This is a genomic window from Devosia sp. SD17-2 (genome assembly GCF_029201565.1).
Classification (GTDB): Bacteria; Pseudomonadota; Alphaproteobacteria; order Rhizobiales; family Devosiaceae; genus Devosia.
Genome location: NZ_CP104002.1, coordinates 3,682,563 through 3,699,330 on the forward strand (window position 1 = coordinate 3,682,563; position 16,768 = coordinate 3,699,330).

Consider the following 16,768-nt stretch of genomic DNA (forward strand, 5'->3'; position numbering starts at 1 on the left):
ACTGGTATCCCAATCCGCTCCCGAGAGCGCCGGAATGACGCCGCAGCTGAAGATCGGCGGCAATGCCGAACAGCGCACCCTGCAGGGCGACGAAAAGGCCGCGGCACTGATGCTGGCGCTTGGCCCAGACCACGGCAAGCCGATCTTCGACGAAATGGACGAGCACGAAATCAAGGCGCTGTCGCGCGCCATGGTCAAGCTCGGCCCGATCACCCCGCGGATGCTGGACGAGCTGATGAGCGAGTTCGTCTCCTCCATCGCCTCGAACGGCGCGCTGCTGGGTAATTCGGACTCCACCGAACGGCTGCTGCTGAGCTTCCTGCCGCAGGATCGCGTCGACGCCATCATGGAAGAGATCCGTGGGCCGGCCGGCCGCAACATGTGGGAAAAGCTCTCCAATGTGCAGGCCGATATCCTGGCCGCCTATCTCAAGAACGAATATCCGCAGACCGTTGCGGTGATCCTGTCCAAGATTTCGCCCGACCATGCCTCCGAAGTCCTCGCCGTGCTGCCTGAGGAGCTGGCCATGGATGTGGTGCAGCGCATGCTGGGCCTCGACCCGGTGCAGAAGGATATTCTCGAAAAGATCGAGATGACCCTGCGGACCGAGTTCATGTCGACGCTCAACCACGCCAAGCGCCAGGACAGCCACGAGCAGATGGCGGAGATCTTCAACGCCTTCGATCGCCAGACCGAAGCGCGCTTCCTCACCAATCTGGAAGTGCAGAACCGGGAAGACGCCGAGCGGATCAAGTCGCTCATGTTCACCTTCGAGGATCTGGTGCGGCTCGACATGTCGGCGGTCCAGACCCTGGTCTCGCGCGTCGACAAGCGCGAACTGGCTCTCTGCCTCAAGGGGGCGAGCGACAACATCAAGGATTATTTCTACAAGAACATGTCTGCCCGCGCCGCCAAGATGCTGCAGGACGACATGGCCGGCATGGGTCCGGTGCGCCTGAAGGACGTCGACGAGGCCCAGAGCCGCATGGTTGCCACCGCCAAGGATCTGGCAGCCAAGGGCGACATCGTCATCGTCAAGTCCAAGTCCGACGACCAGATGGTTGCCTGACGCCATGGCCGCCCTTGCCCGCTTCACCTTCGACCTCGACCTGGCAGAGCACCCCCGCTCCGCCAAGCCGGTCGTTGCCGATGACTTCGCGCCCGAGGCCCAGCCCGAGCCCGAGTTCGTCCCCGAGCCGATCGGCGTGCCCGAGGAAGTGGTGGCCCAGATGGTCGCCCAGGCCCGCGAGGACGGCTTCAAGGAAGGCGTCAGCGCCGGGGAACGCAATGCGGCCTCGACGGCAGCCCAGACGATTGCCGCCGCAGCCGGCACGCTCGCTGCCCATACGGCGCGGATGAGCGCCTCGCTCGACGACACCATTGCGCTCTACCGGCGCGAGGCCGTGTCGCTGGCCGCCAGCGTGGGCAGCAAGCTCGCCACCAATCTGATCGCGGCGCAGCCGACCGAAGAGCTGCGGGCGCTGATCGCGGAATGCATGCCCAGCCTCAGCGGCGTGCCGCATCTGGTGATCCGCTGCCACCCCGACCTCGCCGACAGCCTGCGTGACCTCGCCACCGAGCAGATCACCTCCTCGGGCTTTGCCGGCCGGCTGGTGGTGATGGGCGATCCCGATATCCGCCTCGGCGACGGGCGGCTGGAATGGGTAGACGGCGGGCTGGTGCGCGACAGCGAAGCGCTCTCCGCCGAAATCGACAAGCAGATCAATGACTATCTGGCCGCCCTTGGTGGCCCCAACACAATTGAGGAGGGCGGCGAATGAACCCGACCGATCCCGGTAGCGAGCTGAATGAAGAGCTGGGCATTGGCGAGATGGCTCCGCCCCAGCGTGACGACCGCGCCGAAGCCTTTGTCGAGCGCACAGCCGGCGACCTCGAGGCCGTGTTCGACGTCCCCGTTCGCGTTTCCGTCGTGCTGGGCCGCACCAAGATGCCAGTGAGCAATCTGCTCAAGATCGACACCGGCACCGTCATCGAACTCGACCGCCAGGTCGGCGAAGCGGTGGAAATCTACGTCAATGACCGTCTCGTGGCGCGCGGTGAAATCGTGCTGGTGGAAAACCGGCTCGGCGTCACCATGACCGAGATCATCAAGGCACAATAAGGAAGCTGACAATGCGTCTCCTCATCGTCGGAGCACTGGAAGGCCAGCTCAGCCAGGCAACCAAAATGGCCATGGATGGTGGTGCACGCGTTGCCCACGCGCCTTCTATCGATATCGCCATGGCTTCCCTGCGGACCGGACGCGGCGCCGATCTGCTGCTCGTCGACGTGATGATGGACATTACCGGTCTCATCGCCGCGCTTGAAACCGAACGCATCGCCATCCCCGTTGTCGCCTGCGGCGTCGAGACCAATGCCGCTGCCGCGGTCAACGCCATCCGCGCCGGGGCCAAGGAATATATCCCCCTGCCCCCCGATGCCGCCCTGATTGCTGCCGTGATCCAGGCCGTTTCGCGCGAAACCGAGGACTTCCTCTATCGCGACCCGGCCATGAGCCGCGTGGTCAAGATGGCCGAGCAGATCGCCGGCTCGGACGCCTCGATCCTGATCACGGGTGAAAGCGGCACCGGCAAGGAAGTCATCGCCCGCTTCGTGCATGCCCGCTCCAAGCGCGCCAACAAGCCGTTCATCTCGGTCAATTGCGCCGCCATCCCCGAGGCGCTGCTCGAATCGGAGCTTTTCGGCCACGAAAAGGGTGCCTTTACCGGTGCCATCGCGCGTCGCGTCGGCAAGTTCGAGGAAGCCTCCGGCGGCACGCTGCTGCTCGACGAAATCTCGGAAATGGATGTACGCCTGCAGGCCAAGCTGCTGCGCGCCATTCAGGAACGCGTCATCGACCGCGTCGGCGGCAGCAAGCCGGTTCCGGTCGATATCCGGATCCTGGCGACCTCCAACCGCAATCTGACTGACGCTGTGCGCGAAGGCAGCTTCCGCGAGGATTTGCTGTTCCGCCTCAACGTCGTCAACCTCCGCCTGCCGGCTCTGCGCGAGCGCCCCGGCGACATCGTGGCGCTGGCCGACCATTTCGTCGCAAAATATTCCAAGGCCAATGGCCTGCCCAATCGCGAGCTTTCCGAAGAGGCGCGCCAGGCCCTGTTGCAGGCGCCCTGGCCGGGCAATGTCCGCGAGCTGGAAAACACGCTGCATCGCGCCGTGCTGCTGGCCACCGGCTCGATGATCGGTCCGGAAGCCATCGTGCTGCCGGACGGCATGGGCCTGGCTGAAGCCGCGCGGATCAACTCCCCGGCCCAGCAGCTGGCCCAGACCGCCGAAGCCATGTCGCGGGCGCTGGTCGGCCGCACCGTGGCCGAGGTGGAGCGCGAGCTCATCCTCGACACTCTCGACCATACCTGGGGCAACCGCACCCATGCGGCCAATATCCTGGGCATCTCGATCCGCACGCTGCGGAACAAGCTCAACCAGTATTCGGACGAGGGGATGACCGTTCCCGACCCCGGCGAGCGACGCAGCGTCGCCTGAACCAAAATTCCTGGAGCCTCCCTTCCCCGGAAGGGGGGCTCTGACTTCCTCAGGCCCACCGGACCTTTATCATGACCGATCTTACCCCTGCATCACGCCCGGGCTTTTCGCTTCCAGCCGTGAAAAGCGTCATGGACATGCTGCGCTCTGGCGACATTGCGCTCGCCACCGGCGTGATGGGGCTGATCGTCATCCTGATCGTGCCGCTGCCGTCCATCATCGTGGACATGCTGCTGGCGATCTCGATCGTCTTTTCGGTGATGATCCTGATGACGGCGCTGTTCATCCAGAAGCCGCTGGAGTTCTCGTCGTTTCCCACGGTGCTGCTGATCGCCACCATGCTGCGGCTTGGCCTGAACCTCGCCACCACGCGCCTCATCCTTTCGGAAGGCCATAACGGCACGGCTGCAGCCGGTCACGTCATCGAAGCCTTCGGCAATTTCGTGACGGGCGGCAATTTCATCATCGGTATCGTGATTTTCATCATCCTCGTGATCGTGAACTTCATCGTCATCACCAAGGGCTCGGGCCGTATCGCTGAAGTGGCCGCGCGCTTCAGCCTCGACGCCATGCCGGGCAAGCAGATGGCCATCGATGCCGATCTTTCGGCTGGCCTGATCGACGAAGACACCGCCAAGAAGCGCCGCGCCGAACTAGAAGGCGAAAGCGCCTTTTTCGGTAACATGGACGGCGCCTCCAAATTCGTGCGCGGCGACGCCATTGCCGGCCTTATCATCACCTTCATCAACGTCGCCGCCGGCATGGCCATCGGCATCATGCAGGAAGGCCTCAGCGTCCAGGAAGCGGGCAATGTCTATACGCTGCTGACCATCGGCGATGGTCTCGTCAGCCAGATCCCCGCCCTCATCGTTTCGACCGCTGCCGGTATCCTGGTCTCGAAGTCGGGCGTCACCGGCGCCGCCGACAAGGCTCTCTCCCAGCAGTTCGCCGGCTATCCGCGCGCTCTGGGCATGGCCTCCGCTGTGATGGCGGCCCTCGCCCTGCTGCCGGGCATGCCGCTTGTGCCCTTCCTGGCTCTCTCGGGTGGCGTGGGCTACGCCGCCTACCGTGCCGGCAAGTCCAAGGCTGCACGTGAGGTCGTTGAAAAGACCAAGGCCGCAGTCGACGCTGCCCCCGCCGGCGCGCCGGGCGCTCCGGGTGCTGCAAATGCGCCGGGTCGCGCTGCCGAGCCGCCGATCTCCGACAGCCTCAAGATCGACGATCTCAAGCTGGAACTGGGCTATGGCCTGCTCGGCCTCGTCAAGGAAGATGAAACCGGCACTGACCGCCTGACCGAGCAGATCAAGGCACTGCGCCGCCAGCTGGCGCTCGACCTCGGTTTCGTCATGCCGCCGGTGCGCATCCTCGATAACATGCAGCTCGAACCCAATGACTATAAGGTTCGCATCAAGGAAGTGGAGGCGGGCCACGGCCAGATCCACGCCAACCTTCTGATGGTCATGGATCCCTATGGCAACCAGATCGACCTGCCGGGCCATCAGACCACCGAGCCGACCTTCGGCCTGCCAGCGACCTGGATCGATCCGGCGCTGCGCGATGAAGCCGAGCTGCGCGGCCTCTCGATCATCGATCCCTCGACCGTGATCTCGACCCATCTGACCGAAGTGCTCAAGGCCAATGTCGCCGAGCTCTTGAGCTACGCCAATGTGCAGAGCCTGCTCTCGGGCCTGCCCAAGGAACAGCAGAAGCTGGTGGAAGACATCGTCCCCAGCCAGATCACCGTGTCGGGCGTGCAGCGCGTGCTGCAGGCGCTGCTGGCCGAGCGCATCTCGATCCGCGATCTCTCGACCATTCTCGAGGGCATTGCCGAGATCGCCGGACCCGGTCGCTCGATCCAGGCCATTTCCGAGCATGTGCGCAGTCGTCTGGCGCGCCAGATCTGCGCCACCAACCTCGGGCCGGACGGCAATCTGCCGCTCCTCACGCTTTCGCCGCAGTGGGAACGCGACTTCGCCGAAGCCATGGTTGGCGAAGGCGAAAACAGGCACCTCGCCATGGCGCCGAGCCGCCTGCAGCAGTTCATCGCCTCGATCGGCGCCGCCTTTGAAAAGGCAGCACAGCAGGGCGAACTGCCAGTGCTGATCACCTCGCCGTCCATCCGCCCGCATGTGCGCTCGATCATCGAGCGGTTCCGCCCGCAGACGGTCGTCATGAGCCAGAACGAAGTGCATCCGCGCGTCCGCCTGCGGACTGTTGGCAGCGTTTAAGAAGGCACGGATTAATACTGGAATAACCTAATAGTGCGGCGCAGTTTTTTATTGTCATTATCGTGCTACATTAACGTGTGTCTACGTAATGGGGTGCGCGATGGAAGGGTCAGTCAGACGTAAGCGACGCATATCGCTGACCGCTTTTCTGAGCTTTGTCATACTGACTGCCCTGGCGCCGCCGCTGCTGCTGCTGGCCCTGGTGGTGTTCCGCACCGCCGAGACAGACCGCGCCGCAGCGCTGACTATTCTGGTCGACAATTCCAAGGTCATCGCATCCATGGTTCATGGCGCGCTGGTCTCCGATGTGGAAGTGCTCAAGACGGTGGGGTCCCACGTCAACGAACTGCACACCGACCTCGAAAGCGAACTCGATCTCATCACCTAACACTTCCGCGGCGAGGCCGTGGTTCTTTCCGACACATCGGCAGACACCAGCCCGGACCGGCCCTGGACAGTATCGAACCTCCTCGACATCAATCCCGGCGAGAGCGCCAAGCTGGTCTTCGAGGTGCCTCTGGCAGACGGCACCGGCGACCAGATGCGGGTGACGGCCGATTCCACGGCTGTGTCGGGAAAGATATCGTTTGGCGAAATGGAGAACCAGACGCTGGTGGCCGTGGTCGTCGGCAATGGCAATATGATTACCCGCTCGACGGAAGCGGCGGAAAACCTCGGCAAGCGCGTTCCCACCTGGGAAGCCCTGCTTGCGGTGGGCGCTCCATCAGACGCTTTCGACGCCATCGCTTTTAATGGCACGCCGATCTCGTTCGGGTTTTCCAGCATTGAAGGTACACCGGGCTGGGTCGTCGTGGTCGGCATGCCCAAGGCCATTCTCGATGCCCGCTGGCAGAACCCGCTGCGCGCCTTCGGCATCGGCGTGATCGTTGCCATTCTCGTGGCGGTGCTGCTGTCCTTCTTCCTGTCCCGGCGCATCACCGGACCAATCCGAGCGATGGTGGCCCGTTCGGAGGCCATCGCGCAGAATACCAAGGCTGCCCTGCCCCCGGCGCCCGAAACCATCGTCGATGAGCTCGAAACGCTCTACAATGCGCAGGTCAATTCCCATCAGCGCCTGACCGAGCGCGCCAATGAGCTCGAGTTGTCGAGCAAGCGCTATCGCGCCGTCTCCAAGGTTGGAGCCATGGTGACCTGGCGCGCCGACAATCGCGGCAAGGTGCTGGAAATTGAAGGCTGGGAAGACTTCACCGGACGGCCAGCGGACAGCGCCCTTGGCCGCAACTGGTCCGAGCAGATCCATGAGGAAGACCTGCCCAACCTTCTCGAGACCCTCGAAAACGCCGCCCGCACCGGCGACGCGACGGTGACCGCCGAGGCGCGCGTGCGTGGCAGGAACCAGAGCTGGGTCTGGATCACGCTGAGGGCGGCGGTGATCTTTGACGCCCAGGGCGTTCCAGCCGAATGGATCGGCACGCTGGAAGACATCGACGACCGCAAGCGCATGCAGCTGCGGATCAGCCACATGGCCTATCATGACCATCTGACTGGCCTGCCCAACCGCATCAGCCTTGCCGAACATTTTGAGCAATTGCTGCACCCGTCCAATGCCGGGCAGTCCTGCGCGCTGCTCTATATCGACCTCGACAAATTCAAGCAGGCGAACGACACCTTTGGCCACGCCGCCGGCGATGCCCTGCTCAAGGAGGTCGGCACACGGCTTGTGGCGGTGCTGCGCAAGAACGACCTCGCGGCGCGCCTGGGTGGTGACGAGTTTGCGGTGGTGCTCGGCAACCTCGAGAACCCGGATTACTCCCAGCTGGTGGCGACGCGTATCGTCAAGTCGCTCTCCATGCCGTTCGAGATCGACGGGAACCGGATCGAGATCGGCGCCAGCGTCGGTATCGCCATGTTCATCACCGGCGAGCTGTCGATCGAGCATGTGCAGTTCGAGGCCGACCAGGCGCTCTATCGTGCCAAGACAAGCGGTCGCAACCGCTGGTCGTTCTCGAAAAGCGAAGAAGACGAACGGCGCGCCTGATGGTTCGACCGCCTGATTGTCGGGCGGAGTGTCAGCGCCTCGCTCTGGCGCTTGAAGGCGATTGAGCCCAAAAGCGTAGCGCGCTATGAGCGGAGGATGGACCAGATCACCATTCTTCGCGCACCCGTTTTTTCCACATTGTGCAACGCCGCCTTCCGGCTGCGACGCGCCGTCTTCGTCTGGGAGCAGAAGGTTCCCGAGGAAGAAGAGCACGACAGCTATGACCTCACCGCCACCCATATCGTGGCGGTGGCGGAGGGCGAGGTCGTGGGCACGCTTCGCCTCATCGCCATGGATGAACACATCAAGATCGGCCGCGTGGCTGTGGACGGACAGTGGCGCGGCAAGGGCATCGCGCGGAAGATGATCACCGCGGCGCAGGACTACTGCCGGACGCAGGGCCGGGACCGGTTTTTCCTCACAGCCCAGTCGGACAAGCTGGTGCTCTATGAAAAGCTCGGCTTCGTCGCTTTTGGCCCGGAATTCATGGATGGCGGCATGCCGCATCGGGCGATGCGCGACTATGACAAGGACAGCGCCATCCTCGTCGATTAACGATGGCTTAACGCATTAACCCGAGTTCGACTCAACTGCCACAGAACTTACGCTATGGTGGGCTTGTCGCTCGAAGAGCGCGTCCGTTGCCGGGCGACAGCACATGTGTGGTGTCTGTGGGCAAGAACGCGAATTCTTGCCCATCGCAGGACGCGACTAAACCGCCAGGGAGGCGGAAAAGGGCCGGCACCGTCTTAGCGCGGGAGCCGGCCTTTTCAATGGTTCCAAAATCGACGGCAAATTTGCTCGGGAACGTCTGCTCGGGTCGCGACGTTGTGAAACCATAACGGGCCGCACGGCGCTTTTACCGGCAAGTTCCAGCACCGCACGGCCCTGTTCATGTCAACGATGAACCTTTGGAGCCTACAATGATCCGCACGCTTTTGACCACTACCGCTATTGCTGTGCTCATGGGGTCGTCCGCCTTCGCACAGGCCACGACGACACCTGCTCCGGCAACCGATGGCCAGGCGGTTGAAGCTCCGGCTGCAACCGATGGCGTGACCGGCAGCGATCTCAATACCGGCGCCGCGCAGACCACCGACATCAACGAGCCTTGGGATATGTCGGCCGGCTATGTGGCCGCAGACACCGACAATCTTGGTTCGCGCCTGATGGGCCAGCCTGTCTATTCCAGCACCGGTGACGATGCTGAGGAAATCGGCACGATCAACGATCTTGTTTTCTCGGCTGAAGGCGAGATCACCGCTGTGGTGATCGGCGTCGGCGGCTTCCTGGGTATCGGTGAAAAGTCGGTCGCCGTGGACTTTGGCTCGCTGGAGTTCACTCTCGCAGCCGACAATACCGAACGCTGGGTGCTTCCCACCACGGCCGACGCGCTGACCAATGCCCCTGACTTCGTCTGGGCCGAGGATGAGCCGGTTGACGTCAATGCTGGCGGCGCCATGGCTCCGGCACCTGGCGCTGCCGTGACCCCTGCCCCGGCGGGTGACGCCATGGCTCCGGCACCTGGCGCTGTCGTGACCCCTGCTCCGGCGGGTGACGCAATGGCTCCCGCGGTGACGACCGACAATACTGCCGCCGCCCCCGGTGGAATTGTTCCGCGTGAAGGCTATGCCACGATCGAGCGTCAGGCCCTGACGACGGATAACCTCACCGGTGCAACCGTGATCGGCCCGAACAACGAAGATATCGCTGAAGTCGGCGACATCCTGCTCGACCAGTCCGGCCAGATCGAAGCCATGCTGATCGACTTCGGTGGCTTCCTCGGGATCGGGCAGAAGCGCGTGGCTGTTGGCCTCGACAACATCGACTTCGCCTCCAATGAGAACGGCGATATCGTGGTCCATACCGACTTTACCCGCGAGCAGCTTGAAGCCGCTCCCGAGTACAACGAAGAGACCTATGCCACCGACCCGGCCATGCGCGTGAACGACACCGCCATGTAATCGGCTCGACTGCCCGGCACCGCCGGCGCAGGAAGGGTTGTCGGGTTCGCACTCCCCGAACCCAACAAAAAAGGCCCGCCCTACGGCGGGCCTTTTCCTTGATCGGATGACCAAAAATTCTATCTGCCGCGATGGCGCAGGCGGGCGACTTCGTCGTAGCCTTCCTGTTCGAGCTTGTTCTGCTCATCGCGTTCACGCTGATGTTCGCGCTGGTCGAGCAGTTCGACCTTCTTGAGATCCTCGAGCGCCTCGGCCAGTTCGTCCTGGGCGGTTTCGAGCTTGCCGCGCATGTCGTTGGCGGAGGCAAGCAGATTGTCCCGGCGCTGCAATGCAGCCTTGGCAAAGGTGGAATAGGCGAAGTGCGCCACATCCGAAATGCCAGTCTTATTCTGTTCGATTTCGATCTGCTGGTCGAGCTCGGCAGCCATGCGCTCGAAGTCAGCGACCATCATTTCGATCTGCATGACCTGGCGGCGCTTCTCGTCCACCGTGAACTTCTTGAGCCTGATGAGACTCTCGCTGCGCGATTTCAAGACCTGTACTCCTTACACATCAAGTCAGTTCCGGACCGGCTCTTCCGGATCCGCCGTCAGACCTGCGCATCAGCCTCGGCGATGATTTGACGGAGGCGTTCATAGCCCTCCGCAATCGTCGTCGTTTCCTCCCTCTGCTGGCTCAAAAAAGCCTCCAGCGTGGGATTGATGGCGATGGCACGGTCCACCTTCGGATCTGACCCTTTGCGGTAAGCCCCCAGCCGGATCAGCTCCTCCATGTCCGAATAAATGGACATGAGCTCCCTCGCACGCGCCAGAACCGGCCGAAAATCGGCCGGAACACACCCTGGCATGGTGCGCGAGATGGACCGAAGCACGTTCACCGCGGGGTAGCGTCCCCGTTCGGCAATACCGCGCTCCATCACGATGTGCCCATCAAGAATACCGCGTACGGCGTCCGCAATGGGCTCATTGTGATCATCACCTTCCACCAAAACGGTAAAAAGTCCGGTAATAGAACCGGTAGAAGGCGTGCCAGGGCCGGCACGCTCGAGAAGACGGGGCAATTCAGTGAAAACGGTCGGTGGATAACCCTTGGCTGTGGGGGGTTCGCCAATGGAAAGCCCGATTTCACGCTGCGCCATGGCAAAGCGGGTAAGGCTGTCCATCATGCAGAGGACGCGCTTGCCCTCGTCCCGAAAAAACTCCGAGAGCGAGAGCGAGATATAGGCTGCCTGCCGGCGCATGAGCGCAGCCTCGTCCGACGTGGCGACGACAACCACAGCGCGCTTGAGACCCTCCTCGCCCAGATATTCCTGGATGAACTCATGCACCTCGCGGCCGCGCTCGCCGATGAGGCCAATGACCGAGACGTCGACATTGGTGTTGCGCGCCAGCATGGACATGAGAACGGACTTGCCGACGCCGGAGCCGGCAAAGATGCCCATGCGCTGACCTTCGCAGAGCGTGGTGAAGGTGTTGAGCGTGCGCACGCCAAGATCAAGGGGATCACCGACACGGACACGGTCGTGGGCGGCGAGAGGCGATTGGCGCAAGGGATAGGCACGCGCACCGCGCGCGAGGGGGCCCAGACCATCAATGGGTTCGCCATTTGCATTGATGGTCCGCCCCAGCCAGCTCATGGCGGGATTGACCGAGCCGTCATGACGCTTGAACACGGCCCTGCAGCCGAGGCGAACGCCGCTGAGCTCGCCAAAGGGAAGGCAGAGCGCGTGGCCGTCGCGGAAACCGATGATCTCGGCCGCGAGCGTGCCACCCTCGGCGCCCTCGATCATGACCCGGCCGCCAACGCGCAGTTCGCGCACGGGGCCGACCACCTCGATCAGGAGTCCCTGCACGGATTTGACGCGGCCGAAAACCTCGACATCGTCTATGGCATCGATAGCCGAGATCAGCGCCTTCATGGGCGTCCGCAATCCTAGGGGTTAACGCATATGGTTTCCGACGGAGGTCGAATCGTCGGGCCTTCGAATCGGAAGATAACCGAATGTTTACCATTTTTCGCTATCTGCTGATCGATTGGCCTTTCGGTGGGATTTCTGTCCACAGGCCCCGATTTGGCTGCAAAGGGCCGGATTGCTTGAGTCCCGGGAGTCGTTTGCAATACCTTCTTAATGTGTTGGATTAAGAAATTTTCAGCTAATTTATCTCGAATTTTCAACGATTTAGACTTAATTCACCTTACCCACCTTTGCGTATTGCCGAACGGAATTAAACTTTGTTAACTATTAGGGCTTAGGCTTCAGTCATATCCAGTAGGGTTGGGGCGCGATGGGCGTGCTTGTCCTCCGTAGCGCGGGTTCCAGCAGGAACGAATGACAAGGGGAATATAATGCGGGTACTCCTTATTGAGGACGATAGCGCGACTGCGCAGAGCATCGAACTGATGCTCAAGTCCGAAAGTTTTAACGTCTACACCACCGATCTGGGTGAGGAAGGCGTCGATCTCGGTAAACTATACGACTACGATATCATTTTGCTCGACCTTAACCTTCCCGACATGAGCGGGTACGAGGTGCTGCGCACGCTGCGCGTGGCCAAGGTCCAGACACCAATCCTGATCCTCTCCGGCCTCGCCGGCATTGAGGACAAGGTTCGCGGGCTCGGCTTCGGTGCCGACGACTACATGACCAAGCCGTTCCACAAGGACGAACTCGTGGCCCGCATCCACGCCATCGTCCGTCGCTCGAAGGGCCATGCCCAGTCGGTGATTTCGACGGGCGATCTGATGGTCAACCTCGACACCAAGACCGTCGAAGTCCAGGGCGCACGGGTGCACCTGACGGGCAAGGAATACCAGATGCTGGAGCTGCTTTCGCTCCGCAAGGGTACGACGCTGACCAAGGAAATGTTCCTCAACCATCTTTATGGTGGCATGGACGAGCCCGAACTCAAGATCATCGACGTGTTCATCTGCAAGCTGCGCAAGAAGCTCTCTGTTGCGACCGGCGGCAAGAACTACATCGAAACCGTCTGGGGCCGCGGCTATGTGCTGCGCGAGCCCGACGCGGACGAAGGCTACAGCGAAAACGTCGCCTGATCCCACACTCAAGGCCACTCACGAATTTCAAAAGCCCCGCGCTCACCAGCGCGGGGCTTTTGCCATGGCGCATTCCCCATGATCAGCTAGGCTCGGAACCGTGCAAGCGCCTGCACGTTTGCCTAAGCAACCATTGGGGGAAGCCAACATGTCCGACCTGTCGAAGCGCCTGCGCGAACCGCTCGTTCTGACCGTCCTCATCATCGCCGTGGCGGGCTGGCTCGCCTTCTTTGCCATGTGGATCAACAGTTTCGGCGAGGCGGATCGTCTGAGTGGCGAAATCACCACCCTGACCGCCCAGCGCGACGAGGCCAATCGCGTGCTCGACCAGCGCGAACAAACCGATGGCTCCATCGAGGCACTGACAACGGAATTGGCTGCCCTCGAGGCCCAGCGCACCGAGGCGACGGCCGGGCTCGAAACCGCAACCGCCACATTCCAGTCCCGCCAGGATGAGCTCGATACGCTTACCGAGACACTGGCGACCCGAACCGAGGAAGCAGCCACGGCCGAAAAGGCCCTAGCCGATGCCACAACCCGGACCGAAGAACTGGCCGGACGCCAGGCTGCCCTCCAGACCGAGATCGACAGCTCCGAACAGCAGCTCAATGACGTCGGCACACGCCTCGAAGACGCCCGGCGTCAGGAGCAGACCGCCACTGCCAATCTCGCCCAGATCGCGACAGAAGCGGCGAGCGCCACGGCCAGCCTTGCCGAAACGCAAAGCCAGCTGCAGGCGGCTCGAAGCGAGCTGACCACAACGCAGCAGCAGCTTGCCGATGCCTCGGCCCAGACCGAAGCGGCAGGCGCCCAGCTCGCGACGCTGCAGTCCCAGGTCAGCGAACTCGAAACACGGCGCGACGCGCTGGAGCGTGATGTTGCCGGCTATGAGCAGCAATTGGCGACGCTTCAGCCGCAGGTGGAGGAGCTGACCGCAAATCTGGCCCAGCGCTCGAGCGAACTCGAAGCGGTTGAAGGCGAAATTGCGCAGGCCATTCCCGCCCCAACCGCAGCTGCACCATCCGATGCACCAGCCGATATGGCCGCGAGCGGAACCTACAGGGTTCTGGCCGAGGGACAGGGCAATGGCATCTCGCTTGCCCTTTCCGAGGACGGCAGCTTCGACATGCAAGATCGCCTCAGCCGCACGGTGTCGGGCCGCTATACGATGTCGGCAGATCAACTCGTGCTGTCGGACGCTACCGGACGCATGGGCAATGCCAGCTTCCCCATGACCTGCCCGGTGGAGCAGGACGAAACAGGGCTGAGCATTGGCGATGCGCCTGACTGCGCGCTTTCGGGCCTGCGCTTTGATCGCGTCGAGCCGGAAGCTACCCCCTGACGGCAGCGCATTGGCGCCCCTGTCGAAATGCAAGCACGCCATTCGTCTGGAAGGTGAACGCGGAACCGGGACTGCCCATCGGCAGCATCGGTTCCGCCCCTTGACGGTCGCGAGCAATTCCTGATGCTCTGGTGTTTCCTATTGGCCAGAAAAGAGCGGCCCGATGAGCAACGACCGCAGCGAGACCGACCGCGCCATCAGTGCGGTCTGGCGCGTCGAGCAGGCGCGGCTGATTGCCGGGCTGACGCGGCTCGTACGCGATATTTCGCTGGCAGAGGAACTGGCCCAGGAGGCGCTGATGGCAGCGCTGCGCACCTGGCCGGACCGCGGCGTGCCGAACAATCCGGGCGCCTGGCTGATGCAGGCGGGCAAGCGCAAGGCGATCGACTATTTCCGGCACCGCAAAATGGCGGCTGGCAAGCTCGAGGAAATGGGCAGGAGCCTCGAGGAGGACATGCCCGATAGCGAGACCACGATTCATGAGCATCTCGACGACGAGGTCGGCGACGATCTCCTGCGGCTGATTTTTACCTCCTGCCACCCCATCCTGCCGGCCGAAAGCCGTGTGGCGCTGACCCTGCGGCTGATCGGCGGGCTCACCACCGAGGAGATCGCGCGGGCGTTTCTGGCCAATGAGCCGACCATCGGCCAGCGCATCGTGAGGGCCAAGCGGACTATCGCGGAAGCCGGGGTGCCGTTTGAAGTGCCCGGCGGGGCGGAACGGACCGAGCGGCTCTCGGCGGTGCTCGGCGTGCTCTATCTTATTTTCAACGAGGGCTATGCGGCCACCGCGGGCGAGGACTGGATGCGGCCGCAAATGTGCGAGGAGGCCATGCGCCTGGGGCGCATTCTCGCCGGACTGATGCCAGACGAGCCGGAGGTGCACGGGCTCCTCGCGCTCATGGAAATCCAGCATTCGCGCGCTGCTGCACGGACCAATGCCAAGGGCGAGCCGGTGCTGCTGCTCGAACAGAACCGGGCGCTGTGGGACCAGCTGATGATCCGCCGGGGCATGGCCGGGCTCGATCGGGTGACGCAACTGGGCGGGGCGACCGGGCCCTATGCGCTGCAGGCGGCGATTGCGGCGTGCCACGCGCGGGCGCGCACGGCTGAGGAAACGGACTGGCCGCGCATTGCCGCGCTCTATCGGGTGCTCGCCGGGGTGATGCCCTCCCCCGTGGTCGAGCTCAATCGGGCGGTTGCGGTGTCGATGGCGGAGGGGCCGGATGCGGGGCTGCGCATCATCGAGCGGATCGCTGCAAGCGGCACGCTCGACAATTATCACCTGTTCTACGGGGTGCGCGGGGATTTCCTGCGCAAGCTAGGACGCCATACCGAGGCCAATCTCGATTTCCTCAAGGCCGCGGAAATGACGCGCAACGAGCGTGAACGCTCCTATCTCAGGGGACGAGCGGCGGAAACGTCCGGGCAGGACGCCGACTGAGCGAAGGCCTCAGGCAGCCGCGACCTGCTCGAACTTGGCTTCGAGCAGCACCCGGTCGAAGGGCTTCATCATGTAATCATCGGCGCCCGCCCTGAGGGCCATGGCGACGGCGCCGATGTCGTTTTCGACAGTGCAGTAAATGACACGGGGCTTTTCGCCACCAACGAAGGCGCGGAGAAGCTTGAGAAATTCCAGCCCGCCCATGATGGGCATGCTCCAGTCGAGCAGGATGGCGTCCGGCATTTCCTGCCGGCACTTTTCAAAGGCCTCCTGGCCGTCCTCGGCTTCATCGACGATATAGTCGAGGTCTTCGAGGATGCGACGGGCCACTTTGCGCACGACACTGGAATCGTCAACGATCAGGCAGCTGCGCATAACGATCCTCCGGGCAGAACTATCCGCCCGGATTATGGACCGCAAACGGTTGGAGAATGGTTAGCGAAATGCCAATCATTCGCCCGACGTGGCGGACGCATCCGGAGCGTCCGGGGTGGTCGCTGCGGGAGCGTCTGCGGCCGCCGGCGCGACTTCAGCATCCTTGGCCTTGGGGACGGCTGTGAAGAAGAACTGGTCGTTCTCGAGGCCGATGTTGATTTCCATGTCGGTCATGCGGGCGAGCAGGCCCGTGTAGAAAGGCTGGATGCCGCGCGCGTCGACAAAGCCTTCTTCCGGCATGCCGGAGAGGAGGCCAGCTGCGCCCGACGGCACGAGCGTCTTCTGACGCTTTTCCGGATCGCTCTTCGAGGTGAACTCGAAACGCTCTTCGCCGGCCGCCCCGATGATCCTGGCGGTCACCGTGCCACCACGCGGCACCGAACCGGCTGCGATCAGCAGCATGTTCATGAACAGCTTGGCCTTGTGCTTGGGCAGCAGGATCAGCGGCACCTGCCAGTCGAGATCTGCCTTTTCGACATCGAACTGGATGCGGGCGACGCGCTCGCATTCACGCGTGTCGATGTCGGTACCGGAGGTCGAGGACGCGCCATAGGCGAGGCGGGCAAACTCGAGCTTGGCGCGGCTCTGCTTGGCGGCATTGGCGATCAACTCACGCGCATCGCCAGCCATCTCGCCCTGATTGGGGTCGGCCAGAACTTCCAGACCGTTCCCGATCGCGCCGATGGGGTTGATGAGGTCGTGGCAGACTCTGGAGCAGAGCATGGCCGCGAGATCGGTTGCCTTGAGCTCAATAATATCGGCCATGGGTGGGGTCTCCGAGCGCCCGTCGGGCGAGAATCA

16 protein-coding genes are annotated in these 16,768 nt (G+C 62.9%); 12 read left to right on the forward strand and 4 right to left on the reverse strand.

All coding sequences use genetic code 11. From position 1 onward, the window contains the following. Positions 1 to 34: 34 nt before the first annotated feature. From fliG to NYQ88_RS18155, 9 genes are all read left to right on the forward strand, one after another. Complete coding sequence (fliG, locus tag NYQ88_RS18115) at positions 35 to 1,069, forward strand: flagellar motor switch protein FliG (protein ID WP_275652489.1); 1,035 nt, start codon at positions 35 to 37, stop codon at positions 1,067 to 1,069. A 4-nt stretch (positions 1,070 to 1,073) separates the two neighbouring features. Further along, entirely contained in the window at positions 1,074 to 1,781 is a 708-nt protein-coding gene (locus tag NYQ88_RS18120) for a hypothetical protein (protein WP_275652490.1), read from the forward strand. A gap of 50 nt (positions 1,782 to 1,831) precedes the next feature. Then, entirely contained in the window at positions 1,832 to 2,122 is a 291-nt protein-coding gene (gene fliN / locus NYQ88_RS18125; RefSeq protein ID WP_275654950.1) for a flagellar motor switch protein FliN, read from the forward strand. An 11-nt stretch (positions 2,123 to 2,133) separates the two neighbouring features. Continuing rightward, positions 2,134 to 3,501 (forward strand): sigma-54 dependent transcriptional regulator, encoded by a 1,368-nt coding sequence (locus NYQ88_RS18130; protein ID WP_275652491.1) that lies wholly within the window; start codon positions 2,134 to 2,136, stop codon positions 3,499 to 3,501. 71 nt (positions 3,502 to 3,572) lie between these two features. Further along, positions 3,573 to 5,729 (forward strand): flagellar biosynthesis protein FlhA, encoded by a 2,157-nt coding sequence (flhA, locus tag NYQ88_RS18135; RefSeq protein ID WP_275652492.1) that lies wholly within the window; start codon positions 3,573 to 3,575, stop codon positions 5,727 to 5,729. Between the two features lie 100 nt (positions 5,730 to 5,829). Then, entirely contained in the window at positions 5,830 to 6,117 is a 288-nt protein-coding gene (locus tag NYQ88_RS18140; RefSeq protein ID WP_275652493.1) for a hypothetical protein, read from the forward strand. Between the two features lie 18 nt (positions 6,118 to 6,135). Beyond that, a complete protein-coding gene (locus NYQ88_RS18145) occupies positions 6,136 to 7,728 on the forward strand; it encodes a diguanylate cyclase (protein WP_275652494.1) in 1,593 nt (530 codons plus the stop codon). A gap of 96 nt (positions 7,729 to 7,824) precedes the next feature. Further along, positions 7,825 to 8,283: a GNAT family N-acetyltransferase gene (locus NYQ88_RS18150; RefSeq protein WP_275652495.1), complete on the forward strand. Its 459-nt coding sequence runs from the start codon at positions 7,825 to 7,827 to the stop codon at positions 8,281 to 8,283. Positions 8,284 to 8,651: 368 nt separating this feature from the next. Further along, the gene (locus NYQ88_RS18155; RefSeq protein ID WP_275652496.1) at positions 8,652 to 9,692 is read left to right on the forward strand and encodes a PRC-barrel domain-containing protein; all 1,041 of its coding nucleotides are present in this window, start codon (positions 8,652 to 8,654) and stop codon (positions 9,690 to 9,692) included. 119 nt (positions 9,693 to 9,811) lie between these two features. On the opposite strand, the gene fliJ is transcribed toward NYQ88_RS18155, so the two are convergent. Continuing rightward, the gene (gene fliJ, locus NYQ88_RS18160; RefSeq protein ID WP_275652497.1) at positions 9,812 to 10,225 is read right to left on the reverse strand and encodes a flagellar export protein FliJ; all 414 of its coding nucleotides are present in this window, start codon (positions 10,223 to 10,225) and stop codon (positions 9,812 to 9,814) included. Positions 10,226 to 10,281: 56 nt separating this feature from the next. Beyond that, positions 10,282 to 11,610: a flagellar protein export ATPase FliI gene (gene fliI, locus NYQ88_RS18165; RefSeq protein WP_275652498.1), complete on the reverse strand. Its 1,329-nt coding sequence runs from the start codon at positions 11,608 to 11,610 to the stop codon at positions 10,282 to 10,284. 428 nt (positions 11,611 to 12,038) lie between these two features. On the opposite strand from fliI, the gene NYQ88_RS18170 reads away from it, so the two are divergent. The 3 genes from NYQ88_RS18170 to NYQ88_RS18180 all read left to right on the forward strand — a co-directional run bounded on the left by NYQ88_RS18170 (position 12,039) and on the right by NYQ88_RS18180 (position 15,532). Beyond that, entirely contained in the window at positions 12,039 to 12,746 is a 708-nt protein-coding gene (locus NYQ88_RS18170; RefSeq protein WP_275604500.1) for a response regulator transcription factor, read from the forward strand. A 148-nt stretch (positions 12,747 to 12,894) separates the two neighbouring features. Next, positions 12,895 to 14,088: a hypothetical protein gene (locus NYQ88_RS18175; protein ID WP_275652499.1), complete on the forward strand. Its 1,194-nt coding sequence runs from the start codon at positions 12,895 to 12,897 to the stop codon at positions 14,086 to 14,088. Positions 14,089 to 14,251: 163 nt separating this feature from the next. Further along, positions 14,252 to 15,532: an RNA polymerase sigma factor gene (locus tag NYQ88_RS18180; RefSeq protein ID WP_275652500.1), complete on the forward strand. Its 1,281-nt coding sequence runs from the start codon at positions 14,252 to 14,254 to the stop codon at positions 15,530 to 15,532. Between the two features lie 9 nt (positions 15,533 to 15,541). Here the strand turns inward: NYQ88_RS18180 and NYQ88_RS18185 are convergent, their stop codons facing one another. Together NYQ88_RS18185 and NYQ88_RS18190 are read right to left on the reverse strand one after the other, a co-directional pair. Further along, positions 15,542 to 15,907, reverse strand: coding sequence for a response regulator (locus NYQ88_RS18185; RefSeq protein WP_275652501.1), 366 nt, complete (start codon positions 15,905 to 15,907; stop codon positions 15,542 to 15,544). Between the two features lie 75 nt (positions 15,908 to 15,982). Further along, entirely contained in the window at positions 15,983 to 16,732 is a 750-nt protein-coding gene (locus NYQ88_RS18190) for a histidine phosphotransferase family protein (RefSeq protein WP_275652502.1), read from the reverse strand. Positions 16,733 to 16,768 lie beyond the last annotated feature (36 nt).